General features: G+C 36.8%; 12 protein-coding genes. 11 read left to right on the top strand and 1 reads right to left on the bottom strand.

All coding sequences use genetic code 11. From position 1 onward, the window contains the following. Positions 1 to 12 precede the first annotated feature (12 nt). The 9 genes from LX80_RS09155 to LX80_RS09115 all read left to right on the top strand — a co-directional run bounded on the left by LX80_RS09155 (position 13) and on the right by LX80_RS09115 (position 13,265). Positions 13 to 2,931: an alpha-amylase family glycosyl hydrolase gene (locus LX80_RS09155; RefSeq protein ID WP_111295496.1), complete on the top strand. Its 2,919-nt coding sequence runs from the start codon at positions 13 to 15 to the stop codon at positions 2,929 to 2,931. A gap of 36 nt (positions 2,932 to 2,967) precedes the next feature. Further along, on the top strand, positions 2,968 to 5,964 hold the full coding sequence (locus LX80_RS09150; protein WP_245898027.1) for a SusC/RagA family TonB-linked outer membrane protein: 2,997 nt from the start codon (positions 2,968 to 2,970) through the stop codon (positions 5,962 to 5,964). Between the two features lie 33 nt (positions 5,965 to 5,997). After that, the gene (locus LX80_RS09145) at positions 5,998 to 7,608 is read left to right on the top strand and encodes a RagB/SusD family nutrient uptake outer membrane protein (RefSeq protein ID WP_111295494.1); all 1,611 of its coding nucleotides are present in this window, start codon (positions 5,998 to 6,000) and stop codon (positions 7,606 to 7,608) included. 112 nt (positions 7,609 to 7,720) lie between these two features. Next, positions 7,721 to 8,575 carry a SusE domain-containing protein gene (locus tag LX80_RS09140; protein WP_146250452.1) on the top strand — a complete coding sequence of 285 codons (855 nt, stop codon included), beginning with the start codon at positions 7,721 to 7,723 and terminating at the stop codon, positions 8,573 to 8,575. A gap of 43 nt (positions 8,576 to 8,618) precedes the next feature. After that, entirely contained in the window at positions 8,619 to 9,995 is a 1,377-nt protein-coding gene (locus tag LX80_RS09135; RefSeq protein WP_111295490.1) for a SusE domain-containing protein, read from the top strand. 160 nt (positions 9,996 to 10,155) lie between these two features. Next, on the top strand, positions 10,156 to 11,034 hold the full coding sequence (locus LX80_RS09130) for a YicC/YloC family endoribonuclease (protein ID WP_111295488.1): 879 nt from the start codon (positions 10,156 to 10,158) through the stop codon (positions 11,032 to 11,034). 58 nt (positions 11,035 to 11,092) lie between these two features. Next, positions 11,093 to 11,554 carry a gliding motility lipoprotein GldH gene (locus LX80_RS09125; RefSeq protein ID WP_111295486.1) on the top strand — a complete coding sequence of 154 codons (462 nt, stop codon included), beginning with the start codon at positions 11,093 to 11,095 and terminating at the stop codon, positions 11,552 to 11,554. Next, complete coding sequence (locus tag LX80_RS09120) at positions 11,551 to 12,528, top strand: sensor histidine kinase (protein ID WP_111295484.1); 978 nt, start codon at positions 11,551 to 11,553, stop codon at positions 12,526 to 12,528. The genes LX80_RS09125 and LX80_RS09120 overlap by 4 nt, the downstream gene beginning before the upstream one ends. 29 nt (positions 12,529 to 12,557) lie before the next feature. Further along, positions 12,558 to 13,265, top strand: a complete 708-nt coding sequence (locus LX80_RS09115) for a response regulator transcription factor (RefSeq protein WP_111295482.1) — start codon at positions 12,558 to 12,560, stop codon at positions 13,263 to 13,265. On the opposite strand, the gene LX80_RS09110 is transcribed toward LX80_RS09115, so the two are convergent. Then, a complete protein-coding gene (locus LX80_RS09110; RefSeq protein WP_111295480.1) occupies positions 13,249 to 14,994 on the bottom strand; it encodes a BatD family protein in 1,746 nt (581 codons plus the stop codon). The genes LX80_RS09115 and LX80_RS09110 overlap by 17 nt on opposite strands. 108 nt (positions 14,995 to 15,102) lie before the next feature. Here LX80_RS09110 and LX80_RS09105 point away from each other — a divergent pair, with 108 nt between their 5' ends. Next, positions 15,103 to 16,239, top strand: a complete 1,137-nt coding sequence (locus LX80_RS09105) for a formimidoylglutamase (RefSeq protein WP_111295478.1) — start codon at positions 15,103 to 15,105, stop codon at positions 16,237 to 16,239. A 28-nt stretch (positions 16,240 to 16,267) separates the two neighbouring features. Further along, positions 16,268 to 17,629, top strand: a complete 1,362-nt coding sequence (locus tag LX80_RS09100; protein WP_170120424.1) for a D-alanyl-D-alanine carboxypeptidase/D-alanyl-D-alanine-endopeptidase — start codon at positions 16,268 to 16,270, stop codon at positions 17,627 to 17,629. Positions 17,630 to 17,702 lie beyond the last annotated feature (73 nt).

The following is a 17,702-nucleotide window of genomic DNA, read 5'->3' as shown; positions in this document are numbered from 1 at the left end:
AACTTTGACCGTATGAAAAAATTTCTACTTGTACCATTTTTATGTTTAGGCATTCTTGTTGCTCATGCGCAGCTTTTAAGTTGGTCGCCCGCCTTCATACAAGATACCAGCAGTAAAATAGTCATAACCTGCGATGCTACTAAAGGGAATAAAGGCTTGTTAAATTATACACCTGTTACTAATGTGTATGTACACATTGGGGTTATTACAACGGCCAGTACTTCTTCAACCGATTGGAAATATGTGCCTTTTACTTGGGGTACTACAAATCTGGCAGCAAATGCGCCATCTGTTGGAACAAATTTGTGGCAGTATACCATTAACGGCGGTTTGCGTAACTTTTTTAATATTACCAATCCAAATGAAAAAATTTTAAAAATTGCTATTTTATTCCGTAATGGAAATGGTTCATTAAAACAGGCAAATGCTGATGGGTCGGATATGTATATTCCTGTTTATGATAATGGCTTGTATGCCAGAATTGATACACCGCTGAAACAACCTACTTATATTCCCATACTTGAACCTTTTACTAAAAATATTGGTGACACTTTGGTTATCAATGCTAAGGCAAGTCAACCTTCTCGCTTAACTATTTATTATAACGGTAGTGCCATTGTGCAAGATAGCCCTGCTGTTACATTGTCGGCCAGACCTGTTATTGCTGCTGCAGGCACGCAAACAGTTATAGCTGAGGCATATAACGGTACAGTCTTTTCGCGAGATACAGTAAGTTTTTTGGTTTCGGGTGGCACTAATATTGCACCGCTTCCTAATGGTGTAACCGATGGGATAAATTATGAGCCGGGTGATACATCGGTAACATTGGTATTATTTGCGCCACATAAAAATAAAATTATTGTGCTGGGCGATTTTAATAATTGGACTCCTTCCTTGAATTACCAAATGAATTTAACACCGGATAGTTTACGGTTTTGGATTCGTATAACAGGATTAACGCCCGGTGTGGAATATGCCTATCAATACCAAATAGATGGCAGTTTATACGTTGCCGATTATAATACGGAAAAGGTGTTAGACAAAAATGTTGATCCGCAAATTCCATCTACAACTTATCCTAATTTAAAACCTTTCCCTGCAGGGGCTGTAGGTTCATTGGTTAGTGTACTGCAAACCGCTAAACCGGCTTATAATTGGCAGGTAACAAACTTCAATCGCCCTGACAAACGCAACTTGTTAATATATGAATTGCTGATTCGCGATTTTACTGCTACACAAAACTGGAAAGGATTACAAGACACCTTAACCTATTTGAAACGATTAGGTGTAAATGCTATTGAAGTAATGCCTTTCAATAATTTTGAAGGATACAGTAGCTGGGGCTATAATCCTAACTTTTATTTTGCCCCCGATAAAGTTTATGGAACTGAAACAGCTGTAAAACAATTTATAGATGCTTGTCATCAGCAAGGCATTGCCGTTATAATGGATATGGTAATGAACCATTCTTTTGGTTCTTCGCCTATGGTGCAAATGTATTGGGATCCTGTCAACAATATTCCTGCAGCCAATAGCCCTTGGTTCAATCAATATCCCACCCATGCTTACAATGTGGGTTATCAGTTTAATCATCAAAGTCAGGCTACAATCGATTTTCGGAATCGTGTAATCACTTACTGGTTAACCAAATACAAGATTGACGGATTTAGGTGGGACTTGGCAAAAGGCTTCACCCAAAAAAATACTTGTGATGCTTATGGTAATAATTGTAATGTAGCTGCCTGGGGTAATTATGATAGTGGTAGAGTGGCTACCTGGAAAAATATTTACGATAAAATTCAATCCGTTTCCAGTGGTGCTTATTGTATTTTGGAAATGTTTGCAGATAATTCGGAAGAGTTGGTGGAAGCCAATTATGGTATGATGTTATGGGGAAACTTAAACAGCAACTTTAATCAGGCAACCATGGGGTATAGTAATCCATCATGGGATATCAGTTATGGCGTTTACACCAACAGAGGTTATAGTCAACCCAATTTAATTACGTATATGGAAAGCCATGACGAGGAGCGATTGATGTATAAAAATGAGCAATATGGCAACAGTAATGGAAGTTATAATATAAAAGACACGGCAACCGGATTAAAGCGAAATGCCATGGCTACTGCATTATGGGCAATGATACCCGGCCCCAAAATGTTGTGGCAATTTGGCGAACTAGGGTATGATTACAGTATTAATTATTGTATGTCAACGAACACAGTTGACCCATCCGGCACTTGCAGAACAGACCCAAAACCTTTGCGATGGGACTACTTAACCCAACCCAACCGTTTGGCATTGTATAATGTATATGCCCAACTGTTTAAGTTGCGTACTAATCCTATATACAGTTCAACTTTTGCTTCGCCCAAAAATATCAGCTACAACTTAGGTAATGCTTTTAAACAATTAATTGTAACCGGCGATTCATTAAGCGTTGTGTTTGTTGGAAATTTTGATGTTAATCAGCAATCCGCTACCGTTACTTTTCCCACTGCCGGTACTTGGTACAGCTATTTAACCTCTAAAACCATTACCGCATCCGGTGGTGCTGATAATATTACTTTACAACCGGGTGAATATTATGTTTATACCAATAAGAATGTGAATAATACCGTTGTAACAGCTATTCCGCCTATTACCAATCCATTGGAGAATATGCAACTTCAGGTAATGCCCAATCCTGCAGGGGCCAATGCAACAGTACAATTTGAATTACCGGTAAGCGGTAATGCAAGGATTGATGTGTACAATATTGAAGGTCAATATATGGCTAATATTTGGAATGGGTTTAAACCAAAGGGAATACAAACCATTTCGCTTTACAGCAACAATTTTACGAATGCTGGTTTGCCAAACGGATTGTATTTTATTGTGTTGGAACAAAATGGAAACAGAAAAGTGCAAAAATTTTTACTAGCAAAATAAATTTTTTACTACTTAAACAACAGAAAACATACAACTATGAATTTAAAACGACTGCTTGTTGCTGTAACGTTGGCTATGTTTGCCTTTAGTGTGCCTGCGTTAGCACAAAACAAGGAGGTTACGGGAAAAGTAACCGATGTAAAGGATGGAAGTCCTTTAGCAGGTGTAACCATTGCTGTTGCCGGAACGCAGATAGCTACTGCTACTGATGCCAATGGTGTGTTTCGCTTAAAAGTTCCTGCCGATGCCAAAAAGCTTACCATTTCAAGTATTGGTTATGCTACTCGCGAAGTAAATATTGAAACCGGCGAAATGAGTATTGCTTTATCACCTGTTAGTACTGCTTTAAATGAAGTGGTAGTAATTGGTTATGGAACCAGCAAGAAAAAAGATTTGACAGGTTCTGTTATTAATCTTACGGCGAAGGATTTTAATAAGGGAAGCATTACAACTCCCGAACAATTAATTATGGGTAAAGCAGCCGGTGTTCAAATTACCTCAAATAGCGGTGCGCCTGGTGCAGGAAGTACCATTCGTATTCGTGGTGGTGCGTCATTAAACGCCAGTAATGACCCTTTAATTGTAATTGACGGAGTACCCTTGTCGAACAATCAAATTTCCGGTCAAGCTAATCCTTTATCATTAATCAATCCCGATGACATTGCCAGTTTTACGGTATTAAAAGATGCATCGGCTACTGCTATTTATGGTGCAAGGGGTTCAAATGGTGTAATTATTATTACTACTAAAACCGGTTCATCAGGTAAGCCTAAGTTTAGTTTTACTTCTCAACTGCAAGTTTACACACCAACCAAAGAAGTACCGGTATTAAGTCCTTCACAGTTCAGAGCGTATGTAAATGCTAATGGTACACCGGCTCAAATTGCTTTAATGGGAAATGCGAATACCGATTGGCAGAAACAAATTTACCATACTGCATTAGGACAGAATAATGAATTAAGTGTATCAGGGGCTTTAAAGAATATGCCTTATCGAATTTCTGCAGGCTTTTTAAACCAAGACGGTATTTTAAAAACCGATAATTTAAAAAGAACTTCTTTAAGCATCAACCTTAATCCTCATTTATTTGATAACCATTTAAATATTCAGTTTAGTGTTTTAGGTACCTACAGTCAAAGCCGCTTTGCTAACCAGGGCGCTATAGGGGCTGCTGTGAATTTCGATCCAACACAACCTGTTTATTCCGGCAGTAACCGGTTTGGTGGTTATTGGGAATGGTTAGATCCTACTTCTATAAGTGGTTTAAAAGGGTTGGCGCCTCGTAACCCCATGGGTTTATTAATGATGCGTGATGATAAAAGCACTGTACAAAGAAGTATAGGTAGTGCACAATTCGATTATAAAGTACACTTCTTGCCCGATTTGCATGCCAAGTTAAACTTGAGTTACGACATTTCGCAAGGAGAAGGTACAATATATGTGCCTGACAGTGCTGCATCCAGCTATAAAAGATTTGTAGATGCTAATGGTGTTTATCACAGTGGTGTAAATGATCAATACAAGCAAACCAATGCAAATACATTTTTGCAGTTTTATTTGAATTACATTAAAGATTTGAAAAAAATACGCAGCCGTATTGACGTAATGGGCGGTTATGAATTCAATGACTATTTAACTACCAATTATTATTATGCTGATTATTCTGCCAACGGTGTAAAAGCACCCAATTCAGATCCCACATACCCGTTTGATAAGCCTGAGAATACCATCATTTCTTTCTTTGGACGTTTAAATTATACTTATGCCGATAAGTATTTATTAACTGCAACATTCCGTCGCGATGGTTCTTCTCGCTTCAGTCCTAACAACCGCTGGGGTAATTTCCCATCAGTTGCATTGGCATGGAAAATTAATCAAGAAAATTTCCTGAAAAATGTAAGGGCTTTATCCGATCTTAAATTAAGAGCCAGTTATGGTATTACCGGACAGCAAGATGGTATAGGTAATTATGATTATATATCATATTACAGTTTAAGTAATGCTACTGCCGAATATCAATTTGGTAATACTTATTACCAAATGTTCCGTCCGGGTGGTTATTATGCCAATAGAAAATGGGAACAAACTGCTACAACAAACGTGGCAATAGACTATGGTTTCTTTAATAATCGCATTACCGGTAGCATTGAATATTATTTTAGAAAAACTACCAACTTGCTGAATTTAATTAACCAACCTGCCGGTACCAATTTCTCCAACCAAATTGTGGCAAATGTGGGTGATATGCAAAACCAAGGTGTTGAATTTACTATTAATGGAACACCTATTCGTACCAAGGATTTGGAATGGAACGTTGGTTTTAATATTACTTACAACCAAAATAAAATCACAAAACTTACCATTTCTAATGATCCCAACTATCCGGGTAACTTGTTTGGAGGTATTTCAGGTGGAACCGGTAATACTATCTTAATTAACTCGGTAGGTTATCCACGTGGATCCTTTTATGTATATAAACAGATTTATGATAAAAATGGTAAACCCATTGAAAATTTGTTTGCCGATTTAAACCGTGATGGCATTATTACTGCAAGCGATTTGTATCGTTATAAATATGCCGATCCCAGAGTGTTCCTTGGCTTTAATTCCAACCTGAATTATAAAAAATGGAATGGCGGTTTTTCACTGCGTGCTAACATTGGCAACTACTTGTATAACAACGTTGCCTCTAGCACAGGTACTATGAAAAACATTTTAAATCCGTTAGGTTATTTAAGCAATGGTTCAGTTGATGTATTAAATACCAATTTTACAGGAACCGGTACTAACTATTACTTATCCGATTACTATGTACAAAATGCATCTTTCTTAAGAATGGATAACATTTTTGTAGGATACAATTTTGGAAAAGTAATTAACAAGAAGGTGGGATTACGTTTAGGCGCAAGTGTGCAGAATGTTTTTGTGATAACTGATTACAAAGGCACTGACCCTGAAATTGCAGGTGGTATAGACAATAACTTCTACATAAGACCAAGAACCTTTGTGTTAAACCTGAATCTAGACTTTTAATTCCATTCAAAATATTTATAAATATTGTTTAATATGAAAACGAATTTATTGAAAATAACAATGGTAGGTTTAATGGCAGCAGGAATCATTACCTCCTGTACCAAAAAGCTGGACCTTACTCCTACCAATGGTATTACTGCCAATCAGGTATTTAGTACCACACAAGGATACCTTGAAGCGGCTGCTAAAGTATATGGCAGTTTTGCTTTAACCGGAAATCAAGGCCCTGCCGGCAGTGGCGATATTCAAGGCATTGATGAAGGTACTTCCGATTTCTTTCGCTTGTATTGGAATGCACAAGAGTTGAGCACGGATGAAGCGGTTGTAGCTTGGGGCGATCCGGGTGTACAAGACTTCCATTTAATGAACTGGACTTCGAACAACCCCATGTTGCAAGGATTGTATTATCGTTCATTTTATCAAATTACTTTATGTAATAACTTCATTAATCAGGCCTCCGATGCTAATTTGGCTGCCAGAGGTATTACAGGCAATGACGCAAGTAACATTCGAAACTTTAGAACAGAAGCACGATTCTTGAGGGCTTATCAGTATAGTGTATTAATGGATTTGTTTGGTAATCCTCCTTTCGCTACAGAAAATGATCCGATTGGTTCATTTTTACCTAAGCAAATTCAACGTGCCGATTTATTTAATTATGTAGAGTCTGAATTAAAAGCTTGTGATTCATTGTTGCCGGCAACCAACAATTACGGTCGAGTGAATAAAGCAACCGCAGAAGCATTATTAGCTCGTATTTATTTGAATGCTCAGGTTTATACAGGAACTGCTCGTTATACCGACGCAATTACTTATGCCACTAAAGTAATTAATGCCGGTTATAGCTTAGTTTCTGATTACCGTTGGTTAATGCGTGCCGATAATAATTTAAATACCAGCGAATTTATTTTTACCATTAATTATGATGGATTAAAAACACAAAACTATGGTGGTTCCACTTTCTTATGTCATGGTTCTGTAGGCGGTAGTATGAATGCCGGTGATTATGGATTAGACGCAGGTTGGGCCGGTATGCGTACCACTAAAGCTTTTGTAAACCTGTTTCCCGATCCCAGTGGTAATACCGACCAACGTGCCGAGTTTTATACCAATGGACAGAATTTAGACATTAATTCATTAACCACATTCACTGATGGTTATGCTATTCAAAAGTTCATTAATAAAACTCGTCCAACTATTCCTAATGTATTAACATCAGGCAACAATGGCTCAAACCCCACATTTGCTGATGTAGATATTCCCTTATTCCGCCTGCCGGAAATGTATTTAATTTATGCAGAAGCTGTGTTGCGCGGCGGAACCGGTGGTAGCGTATCACAGGCATTAACTTACATTAATCAATTACGTACACGGGCTTATGGTGGAAGCACTGCCGGAAATATTGGTGCACCTGATTTAACACTCGACTTTATTTTAGCTGAACGTGGACGCGAACTGTATTGGGAAGGTTTTAGAAGAACAGATTTAATACGTTATGGCTATTTCACTACATCGAATTATTTATGGCCATGGAAAGGAGGAGTACCAACAGGAACTTCTGTAGGCAGCTTCAGAAACCTGTATCCATTGCCTTCTTCCGATGTTTCATCTAATACCAACTTAGTGCAAAATCCCGGTTATTAATTTTTAGTTGTTTAACATTCAACAAAATGTTAGTTGATTGTAAAAAACACAGAAATTAAGCTTGAAAATAAAAGGTACAATAATAGTTACAAACTTTTTAAAACATAAAAAAATGAAAACAATATTTGCCAAACTCTTACTATTCGGTATAGCAGTGGCCTTGTTTGCATCTTGTAAAAAAGATGATGCCATTGATACCTTTCAGGGTGGCACAGCACCTGTTTTAACCGCATCGGTAACAGGTAATATTCCATTAAGCTATACAACTGCTAATAATACGGCACTTACGCTTAACTGGACAAATCCTAACTATATGTTCACTTCGGGCATTAGTTCGCAAAATGTTACCTACTTGATTGAAATAGATACAACCGGTTCAAACTTTACAAACCCTAATCGTCAGACCGTATCCGTTAGTCCCGATTTAAGTATTACTTTCACTCAAAGTCAGTTTAATGATTATTTATTAAACCAGTTAGGGTTGGCTGCAGGTGTACAACACAATCTTGAAATAAGAGTTACTTCTTCTATTAATTCAGTAAAAGCCACTAATTTGGTTTCTAATGTATTGAAGTTTACGGCTACACCTTATGCTATACCTCCTAAAGTGCAACCGCCTACTTCGGGCCAACTTTATTTAATAGGTGGCGACCCCAAATTAAATTCATGGGGTAATCCTGTTCCAACACCCGGTTTACAGTTTACACAAGTAACGCCTACTTTATACACTATTACTGTTCAAATGAGTGGTGGCGATAATACAAGTCCCAATAACCAATTCTTGTTTATACCGGTTAATGGTAGTTGGTCACATAAATACGCAACTAATTCATCTTTAAATCCTACTGAAACAGGTGGCGGATTTGGGTATGACCTGAGTGATAACTTCCCAGGACCTTCACAGCCAGGTACTTACACCATTACTGTTGATTTCCAAAAAGGAAAATATACGGTAGTGAAACAATAAATATTTTTTCTAAAGTAAATTATTAATACGAAAAAATTAAAATATGAAATCAATTTTTAAACTCGGTTTTCTGGCCATATTGCTGGCAGTAGTGTTTACTGCTTGCGATAAGGTAGGGGCGTTAAAAGTGTATGCTCCCGGTACGCCGGTAACTTTAAGCGTGTCAGCAACTAATATTGCTCCGGCTGTTGCCGATTCCAATAAAATAGTGCTCACGTTAAATTGGACAAATCCAAATTATTCGGTTGATAGCTCTAATGTTAAATATATTATAGAGATAGATTCTTCAGGTCGAAATTTTGCCAAAGAAGTTACACGTGTTGTAAATGTTAGTCGCACTTATTCATTTACTGCTAAAGATTTGAATAATCTTTTACTAAGTCTTGGCTTTGCTTATAATACCAAATATCCGGTTGATATTCGTATAACCTCATCATATGCCAATAATAATGAGCAATTAAAATCGAATGTTGTAACCATTAATTTTACTACTTATGTTGTTCCACCTAAAGTAACACCTCCTGCATCAAAAGCTTTATTCTTAGTAGGTAGTGCTACTGCCGGTGCATGGGGAAATCCCGTACCTGTGCCGGCTCAACAATTTAAAATGTTAGATTCTGTAACTTATCAGGGCAACTTTTATTTAAATGGCGGACAGGAATATTTACTATTGCCGGTTAATGGAGATTGGAGTAACAAATATTCGGTAGCCGATAAAACCGTTCCGGGCTTAAGTGCCGGAGGCAGCTTTGGTTTGAACTTAAGCGACAATATTCCGGGACCTGCTAATACAGGTATCTATACCATTACTGTAGATTTTCAGCATGGTACTTTCTCTGTATCATTGGTTCAGCAATATGGCCTATTGTGGGTGCCCGGTGATTATCAAGGTTGGTCACCTGCTTCTGCACCTAATTTAGGTTCACCTAAAAATGATGGCAATTATGATGGTTATATTAATATTCCTGCCGGCGGCACCTATCAATTTAAATTAACCACTACACCCGATTGGAGTAATGCTTTAGGCGATGGTGGTGGCGGTACACTTAGCCCCAGTGGTGGTAATTTATCTGTTCCTGGCCCCGGTTATTATCATATTGTTGCCAACACCAATAACAATACCTGGTCAGCTACTGCAACTACTTGGAGTGTAATAGGAAGCTTTGCAGGAAGCGGATGGAGTAATGATGTTCCGCTTACTTACGATGCCGGTAGTAATACCTGGAGTGCTACCATTACTGCTGCAAACGGTGATCAATTTAAATTCCGTGCCAATAACGATTGGAGTTTAAATTACGGTGATACAGGTGCAGATGGAAGCCTTGATCCGGGAGGTGATAATATTAACCTTACCGCAGGTACTCATAAAATAATTTTATACCTTACCGGTGCAGGATATTATACCTACACTATACAATAGTTACCACTTGTTCAATTCAATATTAAGGCCGGGTTATTTAAAACCCGGCTTTTTTATGTCCCAAAACAAATACAAAATCATGCTAATTGCAAAACATTTTAGTCTACTTGCATACACAACAATTAAACATTGCTTACATTGCAAATATTAAATAAATACTATGCTGTATTCAATGACCGGTTATGGAAGAGTAGAACAAACAATTGGCGATAAAACTTTTATTGTAGAATTGCGCTCTTTAAACGGTAAGCAGTTTGATTTGCGTTTACAAATGCCTGCCATGCTTAAACCTTTTGAGTTTGATATTAGGAGTTTATTAAGTGAATCACTTGAGCGCGGAAGTATTGAATGCATCATTAATTTAAAACAGAATGGTGGGGCTAAACCTGTAACCATTAATACAGACCTGCTGAAAGCTTATTACACATCAGTAGTGCAAATTGCTCACGAATTGAATGCAGAAGCCGATCACTTGTTGGCTGCAGTTTTACGTTTACCTGAAGTAGTAGTGAATACAACAGAAGTAATGACCGAAGCAGAGTGGCAGCATTTCAAAAAAATTTTGGAAGCAGCCATTCAACAATTAAAAAAACATCGTTTGCAAGAGGGGCAATCTATTGAAAAAGACTTGTTGCTGCGACTTAATAATATTGAAGCACAGCAACATATTATTGCCGAGTTGGAACCGCATCGTAGAAAAAAAATAAAAGACAATATTGTAAAATTATTGGAAGAAGCCGTGGGTAAGGATAATTATGATGCCAATAGGTTGGAGCAAGAATTGATTTATTATATTGAAAAAATTGATATTAGTGAAGAGCAGGTTCGCCTGCAAAATCATTGCCACTATTTTAGAAGCATTATTGAAAGTAAGGACGAAAGTAGTAAGGGTAAGAAACTTTCCTTCTTATTGCAAGAATTTGGAAGAGAAATTAATACAACCGGTTCAAAAGCCAATGATGCGGCAATTCAAAAATGTGTAGTGTTAATGAAAGACGAATTGGAAAAGGCAAAGGAACAAGTATTAAATGTGTTGTAATTGTTTTTGTATGAATTCAAATGAATAGTTCCTTCCATAAAAAATATTCTACAAACCCATGAAGCATCGTTACATTTTTCTTTTTATTGGTTTAATGGTATTTTGGGCATGCACTTCCTTAAATGTGTTTGAAAAATCAGTACCATTTCCTAATCATGTGTGGAGCAGCACTGATACTCCTTCCTTTCATTTCAATATTACTGACACCAATGCATTGTATAATTTGTATGTAGTGTTTAGGCATGAAGATGCATATCGTTACAAAAATGTTTGGTTACACATTACGGTTCACGATCCCGATTCCACTTATAGTTTTAATCGTGAATTTACGTTAGCCAATAGTGCAGGATGGTTAGGTACTGCCATGGATGATATTGTAGACCACCGATTGCCATTTAATGCTGTGCCGGCTAAGCTAAAAAAAGGAGAATACTCTTTTACCTTACAACAAATAATGCGTGAAGACCCTTTACAACACGTGCTTAATGCAGGCATTCGAATTGTAAAAATTGCACCATGAAGCTTACCTTCAAACACAGACTAATTATAGTAAGTATTGTATACTGGGTATTATTATTGTACATTCTATCGGCTTTGTTGTGGTGGTTCATAGCATTAAACCATCAAAACGATGCAATGGCAACACTTAAACTGCAAGCAGTAAATACTATCGAACAAGCTTACTTAAATAAGACTGCCGATATTCTTCGCGAAAAGCAACGAAAAACAGCACAATACATTGGTGAAGGATTAACATTCTTGGCCATTATTTTAATTGGTGCCGCTTATGTTTATAGGGCAACGCGCCGACAAATTAAATTGGCACAACAACAGCAAAATTTTATGATGGCAGTTACACACGAACTAAAAACGCCCATAGCTGTTGCCCAATTGAATTTAGAAACATTGCAAAAAAGAAAATTAGACCCCACTATACAAGAAAAGTTAGTCAATAATACCCTGCAAGAAACCAATAGGCTAAATACTTTATGTAATAATATTTTATTTACCTCACAATTAGAAAGTGGCCATTATCATGCAAGTCCGCAAAAAGTAAATTTTTCTGATTTGGTACAAAATGCGGTTAAAGATGCCACAGCACGATTTGCTGGAAGAACAATTGTAGCAGATATAACCCAAGGTGTAAACATAATGGGCGAGCCTTTGTTATTACAAATGCTTATGAATAATCTAATTGAAAATGCTTTAAAATATTCACCAAAGCAGGCATCGGTAACCGTACAACTAAAACAACAAAATCAACATGCCGTAGTAGCTGTAATAGATGAAGGAATGGGTATTTCGGCAGAAGAAAAGAAAAAAATATTTCGAAAATTTTACAGAACCGGCGATGAAAATGTGCGCAGCACAAAGGGTACCGGGTTAGGTTTATATCTATGTAAGAAAATTGCACAACAACACCATGCTACTATTCAGGTGTTGGATAATTTACCCAATGGTAGTATTTTTAAAGTAATTTTTGCTATTGCATAAAATGTAATCATTCAATTAATTTTTTTTCAATGCCCACAAAAGCAAGCATATTATTGGTAGATGATGAAGAAAATTTACATGAAGCTTTAAAATTAAATTTGGAAATAGAAGGCTATACCGTAACCTCAGCTTACAATGGCAGCGATGCTTTAAAAGCTATTGCTAACGAATACTTCGATTTAATTATTCTGGATGTAATGATGCCCGAAGTTGATGGCATAAGCGTTGCTGAAACTGTTAGGGTAAATAACAATGATGTACCAATTTTAATGTTAAGTGCTAAAAATACCGGCGCTGATCGTGTATTGGGTTTAAAAAAAGGGGCAGATGATTACCTAACCAAACCTTTTAATTTAGAAGAATTACTGTTGCGTATTGAAAAGCTTATTGAAAAAAGCAAAAAATTACAAGTAAAAGAATCAGTTGCAGATGTGTATGAGTTTGGCCCAAACAAAATTGACTTTAAAGCACAGGAAGCTATTACAGTAAATGGTAACAAAGTTGATTTAAGTAAGAAAGAAGCAATGTTACTAAAGCTGTTAATTGAAAATAAAGGAGAAGTGGTATCACGAGAAAAAATATTGCAGGTAGTTTGGGGCTATAATGTGTATCCTACAACCCGCACTATTGACAATTTCATTCTTAATTTTCGCAAATATTTTGAAGCCGATAGTAAAAATCCAAAATACTTTCATTCGGTTCGTGGAGCCGGGTATAAGTTTACGCCGGATGAATAAATAAAATTTTTAGCTGTTCGGCTACATCGTACCTATTGGCATTGCTTTGAGGAGCATATAAAGCACTATTGCATGCTGCACATAATTCTTGCAGCGCTTCTTTTCTGCCGTTGTCTTTTTCAATACTTATTTCCTTTTCCAGCATACTAATTACTGCCTTAAAAAAGGCAATATCATCCGGAATAGTTAGCAATTCGTAAATACTTTCGGGTTTGGCAGGCTCTATTAAGTTGTTAGGCGTAACTGCATTCGCTTGTTGAATATCGGTTTTAATATTAATCACATTATTGTTACTGATTACATTTGGTTTAGTATTTTTTTCTTTTTTGTAAAAAATCCACCAGCCTATGGCTAATATCAGTCCAATGCCGGGTATAATCCAAATATATCGGCTGTTGGTGTTTCCTTCTGAATATAGGTCCGGATTAATAAAGTTTTTTAAAGGCGGATTCACTTTTATTTCAATAGGGGTAGTTTCAATAGTTGTGTAACTGCCTGTTTCTGTATTGTAAAAATTATAATGAATGGCAGGTATAACGGTAGTGCCTTGTTGTTTACAAGTAAAAGGGATAGTGAAAGTTTTAGTGCCTGCAGCAGGATATATTAGTTTGTTTACGTCGGTTTCTTCTGAGCTATTAAAGTGCTCAACGCCTTTAGGCCACTGTACTTGCGGTAAAGTAACAGATGAAAAATTACCCGATCCGGTTACTTCAATAATTAATTTATTAACATCACCGGCCGTATCAGTTTTTTTATCCACTCTTGCATTAATTGTAAAATTTCCAATGGCACCGCTAAAATTGGCAGTTCCTTTATAGGTTGGCAGATTTGTTACATTAATTTCAGCAGGTTCACTACTGCAAATGCTGCTGTATTCAAATGTTTGTTGTATGGTATTGTTATTTACCCGATAAAAATTTACGGTGTTCTCAACTTTTGCTATTCCTAAATTTATGGTGCCGGCAGTTAGTGGTATTAATTGTACTTTTCGAATAATATAAGTACTGTATTTTTTGCCATTCAATAATTTTGTTTCCGAACGTAAATCTTGCGTTGTCATTTCATAAACAGTACATCCATTAAAAACGGGTTGTTGTACTAATTTTGAAGAAGTACGCAAACGGCTGTACAAAGTGTATGTTACTAAAACAGGCTCTCCTACTACACAATTTGTTTTACTGGTTTCAACCCGAATAAAAATATTATCCTTCATTTTTTTGGCCACATCTTCACCTGGTGATACAATGGCATTACGTTCTGTTTCAGTTGGCTCATCCGTAACATCGCTTTCAAAAAAGCCACCGGGCATTTGTAAGCCCGATTGTTGTCGCCTTCCGGCGGGAACATTTTTTTGTACTAAAATAGTTATGGGCTTGCAACGGATGTTGGTTGACGAAAGGTGTAGCTCCCCGGCCGGAATTTCAATATTCCCGGTTTTTAAAGGTTGTAATTCATAGCTAATAGTAGTTTCTGTTTTTTGATTGCCATTTATGGAAACATGTTGTATTTGAAAAAAAGGACCTGAGATAATACGCCAATTGTTGAAAACCGGTGCTACCCAATTGTTCATACTTGCTTCGCCTTTATAAGTATAACTTACCTGTAGCGTTTCTTGCAGGCCAATGGTATTATAGGGTGTATTAATTTCAAAAGTACTTTGAGCCAGCAATGAAATCGGTAAGAGTAAAATTAATACAATAGGCAAACTATATTTAAATACATAACGCATAAGTGCCAAACAAATATAAAACCTTAGCCCTGGGTTTTTGCAACCTGTGGGTTAATATGGGGTTAAAACATAACGCACAATAATGTATGTTTGTTAAAAATATAGGCCATGAATTTGGAAAGTTTATTAGAATTTTTAGAACCTGTACCCATACATACCATTGCCAACGAACAATCATTTGCTGAAACCCACATTGGCGGCCAAATAGATATGTATGTTGCTGATGGGGCTTTGCCGGAAATTGAAAATGCAGATTTAGTTATCATTGGTTGTAATGATATGCGTGGCGCCGGTATTCATAGTAATCATTCAAGTGCAGATGCCATCAGAGAAGCTTTTTATCCTTTATTTTATTGGCATAAAGAGGTTAAACTGGCCGATTTAGGTAACGTTAAAATTGGTGCAACATTGGCCGATTCCTATGCAGCTTTAAAAACTGTTGTGAAGGAAATGATTGCTGCAGGCAAAAAAGTTGTTGTAATAGGGGGCTCACACGACCAAACCCTTGGCTTATATCAAGCTTATGCCGAAACTGAAACCATTATTGAAGCAGTTTCTGTTGATGCGGTAATTGATTTAAATATGGATTCGCCTGCGCCGGCCGATCATTTCCTCATTCAAATGCTTACAGAAGAGCCTAATTATTTAAAGCATTACAGCCATATTGGTTTTCAAAGCTATTTAACACATCCTAACATGCTTCAAACCATTGACAAGCTAAGATTTGATTGTGTGCGGGTAGGCAAGAGCAAAGAAGATTTGAATGAAATGGAACCCATTATAAGAACCGCAGCATTATTTACATTCGATATTTCTGCCATTCAATATGCACATGCCCCGGCCAATTGGCTTACCCCAAATGGCTTTACCGGCGAAGAGGCTTGCAGCCTGATGCAATTTGCAGGCATGAGTAATTCCGTTAAAGTAGTTGGTGTTTTTGGATATAATGTAGCTAACGATATTCACAATTTAACCGCCAAACAAATTGCACACATGTTGTGGTATTTGTTAGATGGTATATTGAAAAGCAGGCATGAATCTGATTTCAATGAATCTGAAAATTTTAAACAATATCACTTAGCTTTCGCTGAATTTGATACAGTCTTCTTGCAAAGCAAAAAAACAGGTCGTTGGTGGATGCAAGCTTACGATGGTAAATTTATTCCTTGCAGTAAAACTGATTATATATTAGCATGCACCGATGAAATACCGGAACGTTGGTTGCGTTATGCTGAAAGAATATAACACTATTCAATACCAAATTTTGTATGCTATGCAAAAAATTAAAACATTAATTACACTCAGTTTTGCTGCCATTACTTTTTTTGCATGTGTAACACATAAAAAAATTCAAGCAAAACCGGTTAGTCCTTTAATTAGCAATTCAACCAATGTAGTCAATAATGTAGTCAATCCGGTTTTTACCATTGATTCTTTGTTAAACAATGCTGCATTAAAAGGAGCTCAAGTGGGTATTTGCATAGCTGATGCATCAAACGGCAATAATTTAGTGCAATACCAGGCTGATAAATACTTTATTCCGGCAAGTAATATGAAGTTATTAACCTGCTATGCCGCCATGCGTTATTTGGGTGATAGTTTAACCGCATTTCGATATGTAAACAAAGGGAATGATTCTATTGAGCTGGAACCTAATGGTGATCCTACTTTTTTGTTATCAGATTTCCCTGTACAGCCAGCATTCAATTTTTTAAAACAACAAAAAAAGATTGTTATAACTACACAAAATTGGAAGGATGCAGCCTTAGGCGCCGGTTGGGCATGGGACGATTATACGGAAGATTATATGGCTGAACGTTCCTGTATGCCTATTTACGGTAACGTTGCCACATTTGCGTATAAAAAAGTAATGCCGGCTTATTTTCAAAATAATATTTCAAATCCTTACCGTATCAATTCTCGTTTTTATACCATTAAACGTGGCATTGGCGATAACAGCTTTGAAATGCTTCCAGCTTATAAAGAAATAAGGGATTTGCAAGTGCCGTTTTTTACCCAACAAAAAAACTTATTGTCGCAACTATTGTCTGATACTTTACATGTATCTGTTAGTGAAGCTAATTTCAAATTGAATCGTTTGCCGGATGTGCAAACAGTAAAATCGCAGGCTACCGACAGCATGCTGAAAATTATGATGCATCGCAGTGATAATTTCTTTGCTGAACAAAGCCTATTAATGGTAAGCAATGAGTTATTAGGTGAAATGAATGATAAAAAAATTATTGCGAAATTATTAGAATCAGATTTTGCTGCTTTGCCTCAAAAACCCAAATGGGTTGATGGCAGTGGCTTAAGCCGTTATAATTTAATTACCCCTGCCGATTTGGTGGCCGTTTTGCAACAAATGAAAACCAACTTTGGTATGGCCCGTATTGCTGCTATTTTGCCAACGGCTAATGCGGGAACACTTAGTGGTCATTATAAAAATTTTGCAGGTAACTTATTAGCTAAAACAGGAACATTAAGTAATCATGTTTCAATTAGCGGCTTTGTAACTACAGCAAGTGGAAAGCCTATTATATTTTCAGTTTTGGTGAACAACCATGTTAGCAGTGCCGCTGCAGTTAGAAATGTAGTTGAAAAATATTTAACTGCGTACATTCAATCTAATTAATGCATTTTCATTCATTTTTTTCATTGTAGAAAATTTGAAAAGGATGAATGCCAGCCAAATATTTCAAACATTA

Source organism: Hydrotalea sandarakina, from assembly GCF_003254115.1.
Lineage (GTDB): Bacteria > Bacteroidota > Bacteroidia > Chitinophagales > Chitinophagaceae > Hydrotalea > Hydrotalea sandarakina.
The sequence above is the reverse complement of the archived record's forward strand: the minus strand, read 5'-3'. Positions and strand labels throughout refer to the sequence as shown.